This is a genomic window from Desulfonatronum thiosulfatophilum, from assembly GCF_900104215.1.
Taxonomy (GTDB): domain Bacteria; phylum Desulfobacterota; class Desulfovibrionia; order Desulfovibrionales; family Desulfonatronaceae; genus Desulfonatronum; species Desulfonatronum thiosulfatophilum.
In genome coordinates, this window is the sequence record NZ_FMXO01000020.1 from 72,011 (window position 1) to 85,842 (window position 13,832).

The window sequence follows — 13,832 nt, forward strand, 5'->3', positions numbered from 1 at the left end:
ACCACAAATTTCATATGCGATCCCCCCACAGGACAGGGATGCTCAAAAGGACATGGCTTCCGGAGAGCTGAAACCCGTGCTGGCGGATCAGCTCTTCAATCTTCCATCTTATCCCTTGACTGCCGGATTCTGAGAGCGATAGAACATTAATAACTCTTAATGAACTCTCAGCCAAGGAACACGATGTCTCCGAGCAAAAAAAACAAGGCCAAGCCGATCAAGTCCGCCAGCCAAGAGTTGGCGGCTTCAAGTTCTGCTGAAGCGCCGCAACCCGCTGCAGACCCGGCCGCGGGCTTCCCCATCGTAGGCATCGGGGCTTCGGCTGGAGGCCTGGCCGCCTTCGAGGCCTTCTTCTCCGGCATGCCTGAGGATACCGACCCCAACATGGCTTTTGTCCTGGTCCAGCATCTGGCCCCGGACCACAAGAGCATGCTCACGGAACTGATCCGGCGCTACACCAGGATGAAGGTCTTCGAGGTTGAGGACGGAATGCAGGTCCGTCCCAACTGCATCTACATCATCCCCCCGAACCGGGACATGGCCTTCCTGAACAGCACCCTCCAGTTGCTGGAACCCAACGCCCCGCGCGGCCATCGCCTGCCCATCGACTTCTTCTTCCGCTCCCTGGCCCAGGACCAGCGCGAACGGGCCATCGGCATCGTGCTTTCCGGCACGGGCAGCGACGGTACCCTTGGCGTGCGGGATATCAAGGGCGAGGGTGGCATGGCCATGGCCCAGAACCCGGCCTCCACCGAATACGACGGCATGCCGCGCAGCGCCTTGGCCACGGGGTTGGTGGATTTCGAGCTGCCTCCGGCGGAGATGCCGGCCCAGCTTATCGCCTACGTGACCCATGCCTTCGGCAGGCCACCCAAGCGCCGGGCCGCTCCCTCGACCAAGTCCGAGAATGAGTTGAAAAAAATCTTTGTCCTGCTGCGCAACCAGACCGGGCACGACTTTTCCCAGTACAAGCCATCCACTGTATTGCGGCGCATCGAGCGGCGCATGGCCGTTCATCAGATCGAAACCATAAGTGGATACGTCCGATTCATGCAGCAAACGCCGGAAGAGGTAAAAAGCCTGTTCCGCGACCTGCTCATCGGGGTGACCAGTTTCTTCCGTGATCCTGAGGCATTCAAGGCCCTGGAGAAGCAGGTCGTGCCCAAGCTCTTTGCCGACAAGCCGGCCAACGCCGTGATCCGGGTCTGGTCCGTGGGCTGCTCCTCCGGCGAGGAGGCCTATTCCCTGGCCATCCTTCTCGCTGAGCACCAGGCGGTCGTCCCCCAGAACTTTCAGTTGCAGATCTTTGCCACGGACATTGACAGCCAGGCTATTGCCACGGCCCGGGCCGGCATCTATCCGGCCTCCATCGCCACGGATGTTTCGCCGGAACGGCTGGAGCGTTTTTTCACGTTCGAGCCGGACAACGGCATCTTTCGCATCAAAAAGACGATTCGCGACATGGTGGTTTTTTCCGAGCATAACGTGATCAAGGACCCGCCTTTTTCCAAGCTCGACCTGATCAGTTGCCGCAACCTGCTGATCTACATGAACGCCGAGCTGCAAAGCAAAATCATCCAGCTCTTTCACTTCGCCTTGAATCCGGGAGGCTTCCTCTTCCAGGGGACTTCCGAGAACGCAGGTTTATTGGATTTCTTTGCCGTGCTGGAGCGCAAGCAAAAGCTCTACCAGCGCAAGATCGACCCTTCAGGGGCCCAGCATGCGGACTTTGGGCGGTTCCCGTCGTCCATGATGGCCAATCACGTCGCACTTCCACAGGTTGCCGAAAGAACGAGCGCCGCCAAAAAACCGTCGGTGCGCGAGATGACCGAACAGGCCTTGCTGCGAGAGGTTGTCCAGGCGGGGGCACTGATCAATGCCCAGGGGGACATTCTCTACCTGCATGGACGCATGGGCATGTACCTGGAACAGCCCCCCGGGGAGGTCAAGCATCCCAACATCTTGCAGATGGCCCGGGAGGGGCTGCGCCACGACCTGACGATCACCCTGCACAAAGTTTTACAGACCAGGGCAAGCGTGCGTCGTCCGGGACTGCGGATCAAAACCAACGGCGACTTCATCACCGTCAACCTGATCGTCCGTCCCATGGCCGCCGCCCCTGCCGCCTGGTCCGAGCCCCCCCTGTGCCTGGTCATCCTGGAGAATGTCCAGGAACCGGAGCACTGTGATCCGGCAACAGTACCCACCGGGCAGGACGGCAAACCGAGATCAAAGTCGGACAGTATGGATGCCGACGCCCGCATCGCGGCGCTGAAGGAGGATTTGCGGGCCAAGGAGGAATATCTTCAGGCCGCCAACGAGGAACTGGAGACATCCAATGAAGAGCTGAAGTCCTTCAGCGAGGAAATGCAGTCCGTGAACGAGGAGCTGCAATCCACCAACGAAGAGATGGAAACCTCCAAGGAGGAGCTGCAGTCGATCAACGAGGAGCTGACCACGATCAACGCCGAACTGCAGTCCAAGATGGCCGAATTGTCCCGGGCCAACAACGACATGAACAATCTGCTGGCCGGCACGGGCATCGCCACCATCTTTGTGGACCTCCAGTTGCGCATCCTGCGCTTCACCCCCACCGCCACCAGGATCATAAATCTGATTCTGAGCGACGTCGGCCGGCCCTTGGCCCACATCCTCTCCAACTTGTCCGGTTACGACGCGCTGATATACGACACCCAGGCCGTGCTGGACACTCTGGCCCCGAAAGAGGTGGAGGTGCGGACAAAAGAAGATCGATGGTATGCCCTGCGCATTCAGCCCTACCGGACCTTGAACAACGCCATCGAAGGCGCGGTGCTGACCTTTGTGGACATCACGGCCACGCGACAGCTCCGCGAGACGATGCTGGTGAACGAGGAGCGGCTGCGGGTCGCGCTCAGCGCTTCTTCCATGACGCTCTCCAACCAGGACATGGACCTGCGGTATACCTGGATGTACCCCCTTGCTCTCGGGTATTCCTCTGAACAGATCATCGGCAAAACCGATGTCGACCTTCTGCCCGAACAGGAGGCCGCCGAACTGACGACCCTCAAGCAACGAGTCATGAACAGCGGAAAAGGCCTGCGGCAAACAATCCGGAGCACCATTGCCGGCAAAACCTTTGAGCAAGACCTGACCATTGAACCACTGCGCGATTCCAGTGGCTCAATGGTCGGGATCACCTGCGCCTCTGTGGACGTCACCGGGCAACATACCCGGGAAGAAACGGATCCCGGTGCAAAGGAAGCATTGCCGCCTGATAAGACGGAGGCAACTTATGACACCGGAATAGCCGCTCCAGAGACGCCGCGGATTTGCGACAAAAGGCCATAATGTCATTTTGAAAGCAAACGTAGAATCAGGAACCGGCATGACACAGAAAAAAACAGTGTTGATCGTCGATGACCACCCGCTCTACAGGGAAGGTCTGAAGGCGATAATCGCTCGAAGCCCGGCATTCGAGGTGGCGGGGGAGGCCGGGGACGCGGAGGAGGGGCTTTGGCGGGCCAAGGCGTTGCGGCCTGATCTTGCCCTGGTGGACATATCCCTGTCCGGTGGGCAGAACGGCATCGATCTGGTCCGGGGCCTGAAAAGCACCCTGCCCGACACGCGGGTCCTGGTGGTCAGCATGCATTCCGGCATGGACTACATCACCGAAGCCTTCCAGGCCGGAGCCCTGGGATACATGGTCAAGGAATCCGCTGGCGACGGATTGCTGAAAGCGCTCGAAGCCGTGGCCACCGGCACGTTTTTTCTGGACAGTTCGGTTTCCCGGGAAGTGGTCCTGGGAATTGTAAATACCCCTGGTGTACGGTCGGTCGACGACGACTACGCGAGCCTGACGCCACGCGAGCAGAAGATCTTGCGACTGCTGGCGGAAGGTCAAACGGCCAAGGAAATTGCGAACCGGCTTTGCATCAGCCCGAAAACAGTGGAGAACCACCGTACCAACATCATGCGCAAGCTCGAACTCCGGCGTCCCATGGACCTGATTCGCTACGCGGTCAGGATCGGGCTGATCGATGTGGACCAGTGGAAGGATTGAGCCCCGTTATTTCTCGACTACCACAGGACTTTACGCCATAAGAGAACATCCTCCCCCAGCTCTCCCTTCAATTCAAATCCATCAAACACCCTCCTCAATATCAACCCCGGGAGATATTCCCGACTCCCGGGACTTCTTCTCGTAAACAGCAAGCCCTTCCCCTACAGACGCAGCGCCAACAAGACGGATATTCTTGTATCGACGATCCGAAGTCCGGCGAGCAACCTTTGTTACAAGGAGCACAGCCTGCTTTCACAGGGGCGGTTCGCGAACCGCCCCTGTTCGGTTTTGATGGTTTCTACTCAAAGGATGCTTTTGCCATGGCACTCTCCGCGGCGACAATTATTGATAAATCAGCGCAACTCTGGGGGCGTTTGCGCGGGGATGCCCGTTTCCAAAAGAACGAAGGCGACGAAGCGCCGTTGCGTGCCGAGCTGTTCAGCACCTCTCAGATGGAGGAGCACGGCAAAATCCTCGCGGGGTTGCATGCCCTGGACCGAGGGCATGCCCCGGAACGACTGCTGGCCAGGCTTGCCAAGAACGAGAAAGTCCTTTTCGAGGTTCGCGATCTGTTGACCGAGGTCGTGCAGGCCAACCGCGTGATTATTCCGGCAGGGGAATGGCTGCTGGACAACTTCTATCTGATCGAAGAACAGATTCTTGTGGCGAGGAAGCTGTTGCCCAAGGGCTACGCCAAAAAGCTTCCCCGCCTGAAGAACGGTCCGTCCAGGGGGCTTCCCCGGGTGTACGACATTGCCCTGGAGACCATCGCTCACGGCGACGGCCGTGTGGAACTGGAGAGCCTGAGCGGTTTCGTTTCCGCCTACCAGACGGTGACGCCCTTGCAATTGGGAGAATTGTGGGCCATTCCGATCATGTTGCGCCTGGCCCTGATCGAGAATCTGCGACGGATTGCAGCTCGAATCGCCGTGAACCGGGTCCACCGTGAACTGGCCGGGCAATGGGCCGATACGATTATCGAGACAGCGCAAAATAACCGGAAACACCTGATCCTCGCGGTTGCCGACATGGCCAGGGCAACACCGCCCATGACCAGTTCCTTTGTCGCGGAACTGGTTCGGCGTCTTCAGGGGCAGGGAGCAGCACTCGCACTGCCCCTGGCCTGGCTTGAGCAGCAACTCTCGGAATCCCGCCTGACCATCGATCAGATGGTCCAGTCCGAGAATCAACAACAGGCCGCTGATCAGCTTTCCATCAGCAGCAGCATCGCGGGTCTGCGCGTTCTGAGCGTCATCGACTGGCGCCGATTCGTGGAAACCCTGAGCGCCGTTGAGCACATCCTGCAAGAAGATCCGGCCGGAATTCACAGCCAAATGCATTTCAACACCCGTGATCAATACCGGCACGTCGTGGAGAAGATCGCCCGGAAAAGCGCACTCACCGAAGTGGACGTGGCCCGAACAGCCATCGAACTGGCAAGGCAAGGCGCCGCCGATGCGGATGGCGACAGTCGGATGGGTCATGTCGGCTTCTACCTCATCGATGCCGGGCGGGCCCAACTTGAAGCCCGGGTCCGTGCCGGATCAACGGCCCTGGACAAGCTGCGCGGAATTGCGCGCCGTTTTCCCCTGCTCTTGTATCTCGGCTCGATTCTTCTCCTCACGGGGATCTTTACCGCGGGTTTGCTGGCAAAGACACATGCGGACGGGTTGGACGGCGTGCTGTTTTTGTTCGCGGCCGCCATCTTCCTGCTGGCGGTCAGCCAGCCGGCCATGGCTTTGGTCAACCTTGTCGCAACCCGTCTTGCCAAACCGCATGCACTGCCCCGCATGGATTTTTCCAGAGGGATTCCTCCCGATTTTTCCACATTGGTCGTTGTCCCGGCAATGCTTTCCAGTCCGGAGCATGTCACGGAGCTGATACGTGCCCTGGAAGTCCGATTTCTGGCCGGACGGGAGGAAAACCTGCGCTTTGGCCTGCTGACCGACCTCCCGGACGCGGACGAGGAGAACGTCGCCGGGGATGCTCCGCTGGTGCTGCTGGCCCGGCAGGGAATCGAAGGGTTGAACGAGAAGTACAAAGAAAGTGCTGACGCATTCTTTCTTTTTCATCGTCCCCGACAGTGGAATCCACGGGAGCGGCTCTGGATGGGCCATGAACGGAAGCGGGGCAAGCTCGCGGCGCTGAATGCCCTGCTCCGCGGCAGTCTTGGAGGCAGTCTCAATCGTGGTCTTGGGGGCAGTCCTGATAGTGGCGTCGATGCTGGTATTAGTGCCGATTCCGGGGGCGGTTTCGCGCTGATCGTCGGCAATCTCGAAATGTTGCGGGACGTGAAGTACGTCATCACCCTGGACACGGACACGGAACTGCCGCGGGATACCGCATGGCAGCTCGTGGGCGCGATGGCCCATCCCTTGAACCGTGCCCGATACGACGCGAACAAGGGGCGCATCGTGTCCGGGTACGGCATCCTGCAGCCCCGGGTGGCGGTCAGCCTGCCGGGAACCAACAGGTCGCGCTATGCCCGCATGCACGGGAATGACGCCGGCATCGATCCCTACACCGGGGTCGTTTCGGACCTCTACCAAGACCTCTTCGGCGAAGGTTCGTACATCGGCAAGGGCATTTACGACGTCGACGCCTTCGAACAGGTGCTCAAGGATCGTTTTCCCGAAAATCTGATCCTCAGCCACGATCTTATCGAAGGGTGCCATGCCCGGTCCGGGCTGATCAGCGACGTGCAGCTCTTCGAAGAGTATCCGGGGCGCTACGCCGAGGACGTGAGCCGCCGCGTACGCTGGATTCGCGGGGACTGGCAGATTCTGCGCTGGCTTTTTCCAGGCGTCCCCGGCCCGAAGACCAAATTCACGAAGAATGCGCTCTCGCTCTTGTCCCGCTGGAAGATCTTCGACAATCTCCGGCGCAGCCTCGTGCCCATGGTGCTGACCCTGCTGCTCCTGCTCGGCTGGACCGTCTTGTCCTCGCCCTGGTTCTGGACCGCGGTGGTCATCGGCATCGTGCTGGTTCCGGCCCTGATCAACTGCCTGATGGGTTTCTTCAATACCACCGGACACGCCCTGATCAGCCATCACCTTTCAAGCGCGGCACAGGCCATCGGGAGATGCCTTGCCCAGTCCACGTTCACGCTGCTCTGCCTGCCGTACGAGGCCGCGACCAACACCGCCGCCATCCTGCGAACCCTGTGGCGGATGAACGTGACCGGCCGGGGGCTTCTGGAATGGAACCCGCCGGGCCTCTCCCGGGGCGCGGGACGACCCGCGCCAGGAACAGCGCCAGGAACAACTTCAGGGCTGTCGGCGCTTGGCGCGTCGTTTCGCGAGATGTGGATCGCTCCGGTCACGGCCATGATCGTGACCGGATATCTGGTTCAAGCCCGGTCAATGGTCCTGCCGGCAGCCTTGCCGGTGTTGATCCTCTGGTTTGCCTCGCCCCTGATCGCCTGGTGGATCAGTCTGCCCATCCGGCCCCGGAGAGCCCGGCTGTCCGATGATCAGTTGGTCTTCCTGCGCAAACTTTCCCGTAAGACGTGGGCCTTTTTCGAACAATTCGTCGGCCCTGAAGACAACTGGCTGCCCCCGGACAATTTTCAGGAAGCACCCCGCGAGGTGGTGGCCCACCGCACGTCGCCCACCAACATGGGGTTTGCGCTGCTTTCGAATCTGGCGGCCCGCGACTTCGGCTACATCACCATCGGGCGCTTCATGGACCGCACGGAGAACGCCCTGGATTCAATGGATGGGCTGGCACGGCACCGCGGCCATTTCTACAACTGGTACGACACCCGAACCCGCAAGCCGCTCCTGCCCATGTACGTTTCGTCGGTGGACAGCGGAAACCTGGCAGCAAGCCTGCTGACCTTGCGCGAAGGGTTGCTCGCGCTTCCAGACGAAAAACTCACGGGAGAACGACTGTTCGACGGAATTGCCGATACGGCCATGGTTCTCATGGACGTCTCGAGTGAAAGCATGCCCGCGGAGCTGACGCGGTTCATGAAAGACCTGGAGTCCATCCGCCCTTCCCCGCCGGACAAGAGCCCGACGGACGCAGACCTTTGGACCCTGAAGGAATCCCTCGATCGACTGGCCACATCCGCCAAGGCAATAGTCCAGAGCTTCGAAGCCGACCCTGAAAGCGACGCCGCGTGGTGGGCGCGTTCCCTTGAGCAACAGTGTCGGGATGCGTTCGATGAACTGAACGCGCTGACGCCCTGGGCCGAGCCGTCGCTTTCCGGGGAAAATATCGGTCAAATCCCCTCATTCCAGGATATCCCAACGCTGCGCCGGCTGGCCTGCCTCGACAACGACATGCTGCCCCTGATCGAGGAGTTGCGCCAAGGCAGCAAGACAACGGAGCAAAGACAGCAGCTCGACAAACTCAAATGGCTGATCATCGAATCCAGCCTCAGCGCAAGAAAAAGAATCGTCCGCTTGGAAGATCTTGCGCACCATTGCCGAGAACTTGCCCGGAACATGGAATTCGCCTTCCTGTACAACAGCACGCGCCGTCTCCTGGCCATCGGCTACAACGTCAGCGAAGGGCGCAGGGATGGCAGCTTCTACGACCTGCTGGCTTCGGAAGCGCGGCTGAGCAGTTTCGTCGCCATTGCCCAGGGTCAGCTTCCCCAGGAAAGCTGGTTCGCCCTGGGGCGATTGCTGACCATTGCCGGCGGGGAGTCGGTTCTTCTGTCCTGGAGCGGCTCCATGTTTGAATATCTGATGCCGCTGCTGCTGATGCCCACCTATGATCAGACAATCCTTGATCAAAGCTGCAAGGCGGCCGTGGCCAGGCAGATCGACTACGGCAAGCAACATGGAGTGCCCTGGGGAATTTCGGAATCCGGCTACAACATGACCGACAGTCAGCTCAACTACCAGTACAAAGCCTTCGGAGTGCCCGGTCTCGGTCTGCAACGCGGTCTGGCCGAAGATCTGGTCATCGCTCCCTATGCTTCGGCCCTGGCGCTCATGGTGGCGCCCGAGGCAGCCTGCCGCAATCTCGAGGAGTTGTCGTCTCGTGGTTTTCAAGGCAGGTACGGCTTCTACGAGGCCATTGACTACACTCCAAGTCATCTGCCTCGCGGGCGGGCGAAGGTCGTGGTTCAGTCCTACATGGCCCACCATCAGGGCATGAGCCTGCTCGCCCTGACGCATCTGCTGCTGGACCAACCCATGCAGCAACGGTTCGAGGCGAATCCCATGTTCCAGGCCACCGTGCTGCTGCTTCAGGAGCGGCTGCCCAAGGCCACGGCATACCACTCGCAGATCTCGGCCCTTTCCGAGTCCCGGAAGACGTCCACCGCCTTGAAGGAGAAGCCGCTGCGCATCTCCACGACTCCGAATACGCCCATCCCCGAGGTACAGCTCCTGTCCAACGGCACGTATCATGTCATGGTCACCAATGCCGGCGGCGGGTACAGCCGCTGGAAAGATCTGGCCGTGACCCGGTGGCGTGAAGACGGCACCTGCGACAATTGGGGGGCCTTCTGCTATATCCGGGACATTTCCAGCGGCGTCTTCTGGTCCACGGCGCACCAGCCGACGCTCAAGACGTCCGATCGCTACGAAGCCATCTTCTCCGAAGGCCGGGTCGAGTTCCGCCGCCGGGACGAGGATATCGACACCCATACGGAGATCGCCGTTTCCCCCGAGGATGATGCCGAGCTGCGCCGGATCACCATTACCAATCGATCCAAGACCCGCAGGTCCATCGAGGTGACCAGCTACGCGGAAGTCGTCCTGGCATCGCCGGCGTCCGACGCGGCGCATCCGGCCTTCAGCAATCTCTTCGTCCAGACCGAGATCATCAGGCCCCAGCGTGCGATCATGGCGACCCGGCGGCCCCGCTTTGCCGACGAGCAGCCGCCGTGGATGTTTCACACCATGGCCGTCCACGACGCGGACATGGGCGAGATATCCTATGAGACCGACCGCTTGCGGTTTGTCGGTCGCGGGAACACTCCGGCCGCTCCCGAAGCCATGCAAAGCCGGTCGCCCCTTTCCGGCGGCGAAGGTCCGGTCCTGGATCCCATCGTGGCCATTCGCTGCCAAATCACCCTGGAGCCGGAAGCATCGGCAACCGTGAACATCATCACCGGCGCGGCGAAGACCCGCGATGTCTGCGCGGGTCTGGTGGGCAAATACCGGGACCGGTATCTGGTGGACCGGGTTTTTGAGCTGGCCTGGACCCATAGTCAGGTCCTTTTGCAACAGATCAACGCCACGGAAGCCGATGCGCAGCTCTACGGGCGGCTCGCGGCCTCGGTTCTTTACGCCAATTCCGGGCTGCGTGCCGATCCCGGCCTGATCATGAAAAATCTGCGGGGACAATCCAGCCTCTGGGGCTACTCCATTTCCGGCGATCTGCCCATTGTCCTGCTGTGGATCGAAGGTCGGGAAAACATCGAGCTGGCCCGCCAGTTGGTTCAGGCCCATGCCTATTGGCGTCTCAAAGGGCTGGCCGTGGACATGGTGATCATCAATGAAGACCATGCCGGTTATCGGCAGGTTCTGCACGACCAGATCATGGGGTTTATCGCCGCCGGAGTGCATGGCAGGCGGGCTGATCGCCCGGGCGAGGTGTTCGTTCGCAATGCTGATCAGATTTCGGAGGAAGACCGGATCATCTTCCAGGCCCTGGCCCGGGTCGTCATTCGCGACAGCCAGGGAACGCTCGAAGATCAACTCAACCGCGTCGGTCGTGATCTCCCGAATATTCCAGCCCTGGCGCCGACCCGTCTTTTTCGCCCCCTGCCGCCCACCATCCCGGCCCAGCCCCGCGAAGACCTCCTGTTTTTCAATGGAATCGGAGGATTTACCCCGGATGGTCATGAATACGTCATTTCAACCAGTCGCGAGCAGATCACGCCGGCGCCGTGGGTCAACGTGCTGGCCAATCCGGATTTCGGGGCCATTGTCTCGGAAAACGGCCCAACCTACACCTGGAGCGAGAACGCCCACGAATTCCGACTGACCCCGTGGCACAATGATCCGGTGACGGATGCCAGCGGAGAAGCCTTTTACCTGCGCGACGAGGATCGCGGCCATTTCTGGTCTCCCATGCCGCATCCCGCCAAAGGCGCTTCGCCCTACGTTACCCGGCACGGCTTCGGATACACGGTGTTCGAACACGCGGAGCGCGGCATCATTTCAGAGGTCTGGGTGTTCGTGGCCATGGACGCGCCGGTCAAGTTCACGGTGCTCAAGGTGCGCAACCGGTGCGGCCGTCCGCGACGGCTCTCGATAAGCGGATTCATCGAGTGGGTGCTGGGCGATGTGCGTCCCAAGACCGGGATGCACGTGAGCACCGAGATCGACCCTGAAAGCGGCGCGATTCTGGCGAACAACCCGTACAACTCCGAATTCAGCAGGCGGGTGGCCTTTTTTAACGTGGACCATGCCACCAGGACGGTCAGCGCGGACCGTACCGAGTTTATCGGTCGCAATGGAACCCTGGCCCGCCCCGCGGCCATGACCCGGTCCCGTCTCTCCGGCCGGGTCGGAGCCGCGCTAGATCCCTGCGCGGCCATGCATGTCGTTTTTGATCTGGACGACGGTGAAGACCGGGAGATCGTGTTCACCCTCGGCGCCGGGCAAGATGACGGCCACGCCGCACGTCTCGCCAAACGCTATCGTGATTCCACCGCGGCCCGAAAAGCGCTGGAAGGCGTATGGCGATACTGGAATCACACCCTGGGCGCGGTCCAGGTGGAAACCCCCGACAAGTCCGTGGATCTCCTGGCCAATGGCTGGCTTCTGTACCAGACCATCGCCTGTCGGCTGTGGGGCCGCAGCGGCTACTACCAGTCCGGAGGCGCCTTCGGCTTCCGTGACCAGTTGCAGGACTCCATGGCCCTGATCCATGCCGAGCCGGGCCTGGTGCGTGCGCATCTGCTGCGCTGTGCCGGACGCCAGTTTCCCGAAGGCGACGTTCAGCACTGGTGGCACCCGCCAACCGGCAGAGGGGTGCGGACCAAATGTTCCGACGACTTTCTCTGGCTGCCCCTGGCCGCGTGCCGCTATGTCCAAAGCACCGGCGATACCGGGATCCTGGACGAAACGATCCACTTCATCAATGGCCGCCAGTTGGGGCACGCCGAGGAATCCTACTACGATCTTCCGGTCAGGTCCGAGGAAACGGCCAGCCTGTACGAGCATTGCGTGCGCGCGATCCAGAGAGGACTCAGGTTCGGCGAGCACGGCCTGCCCCTGATCGGATCCGGCGACTGGAACGACGGCATGAATATGGTCGGCCACGAAGGCAAGGGCGAAAGCGTATGGCTGGCGTTTTTCCTGTGCGAGGTTCTGAACCGGTTCGCCGAGATCGCCCGGCTGCGCGGCGACCTGGACTTCAGCAGGAAATGCCGCAACGAGGTCGCGCGGCTTGGCCGAAGCATCGAGGAGCATGGCTGGGACGGCGCCTGGTACCTCCGGGCGTATTTCGACGACGGCACCCCCATCGGCTCCGCTGAAAGTCCGGAATGCCGGATCGACTCGATAGCCCAAAGCTGGTCGGTTCTGTCCGGCGTTGGCGACGAAAAGCGTTCGCGGGCAGCCATGAAAGCCGTGGACAAATATCTGGTGCGCCGGGATGCCGACCTGATCCAGCTTTTGGATCCGCCGTTCGATAAGTCCGCATTGAATCCGGGGTATATCAAGGGCTATGTGCCCGGCGTGCGAGAAAACGGCGGACAGTACACCCACGCCGCGATCTGGACGACCATGGCTTTTGCCGAACTGGGCGACAAACGCCGCGCCTGGGAACTGTTCGCCATGATCAACCCCGTCAACCACGGAAACACCACGCAACAGATGAAAAAATACAAGGTCGAGCCCTACGTGGTCGCGGCGGACGTGTACGGCGTCGAGCCGCACACAGGCCGGGGAGGATGGACGTGGTACACGGGATCGGCCTCCTGGATGTACCGCCTGATCATGGAATCCCTGCTGGGTTTGAGGTTGGAAACCAACAAATTGTCTTTCAAACCATGCCTGTCCCCCCAGTGGGACGCCTTCACGATCCGCTACCGCTTTCGGGAAACCATGTACCGCATCAGGATCAGGCAGCAACAGGGAGACGAGGACGCAGCGGCGACCGTTACGGTGGACGGGGTGGTGCAACCGGAAATGATCTTGGCGCTTGTGGACGACGGCCAAGAACATGCGGTGGAAGTGGTGCTGACGGGTCGTTGAAATTCACGACGGCCGGAGTTGTTGCCAAACGTTCAAAATCCTCACGTATGACTGCCGAGCATTTACATTATTGAGGAACTTGCAGGCAACACAGCACGAAGCAAAATGCATGTGAGGAAGTTGCATCCAATGGCAAATGGAAAATTTGCAGTAACTATTCAGCTCACCCGAGTAAAAACGGACTGGATACCCGCCTTCGCGGGTATGACTGACTCGGAGAGGGCATTGGAAAAACAAGTCAGTCCCGCGAAGGCGAGAATCCAGGTCATGCTTGCCACAAGTTTTTGAAAAGCCACCTTTTTCCCTCTCAAGCTGAGTAGTTGTGCGCCAGGCGAAGTCCTGGCGATTCCAGTGGGATGCAAAGTTCCCACCGTGGTAATTGCCTGTTCACCACGAAGTCCAGGCTCGGCGAGCAGGGGTGACCCGAGACGCCAAGCGAGCCGGAAGAAGGCCGAAAGGCCGAGACAGAGTGCAGGCCTTAACGCAAGTGAACTCGCTTCGGCCTCGTTACAGCAAACTGGCGGAGGTGACCCTGCAACTACATGGGGAAATCTGCCATTGGTGCGATGGGAAAACAGGAGCGTCGCACCATCCGCCCGGGGTGTTTGGAGACGGCATGT

Annotated in this window: 3 protein-coding genes; all 3 read left to right on the forward strand. The window is 60.4% G+C overall.

Features of this window, described 5'->3' with window-relative positions; all coding sequences use genetic code 11:
• Positions 1–183: 183 nt before the first annotated feature.
• The 3 genes from BLP93_RS15315 (at position 184) to BLP93_RS15325 (ending at position 13,212) form a co-directional block, all read left to right on the forward strand.
• Complete coding sequence (locus BLP93_RS15315; RefSeq protein WP_092123580.1) at positions 184–3,330, forward strand: chemotaxis protein CheB; 3,147 nt, start codon at positions 184–186, stop codon at positions 3,328–3,330.
• A gap of 37 nt (positions 3,331–3,367) precedes the next feature.
• Positions 3,368–4,042 (forward strand): response regulator, encoded by a 675-nt coding sequence (locus BLP93_RS15320; protein WP_092123582.1) that lies wholly within the window; start codon positions 3,368–3,370, stop codon positions 4,040–4,042.
• A gap of 320 nt (positions 4,043–4,362) precedes the next feature.
• Positions 4,363–13,212 carry a glycoside hydrolase family 94 protein gene (locus BLP93_RS15325; protein ID WP_092123584.1) on the forward strand — a complete coding sequence of 2,950 codons (8,850 nt, stop codon included), beginning with the start codon at positions 4,363–4,365 and terminating at the stop codon, positions 13,210–13,212.
• The last annotated feature ends 620 nt before the right edge of the window (positions 13,213–13,832 follow it).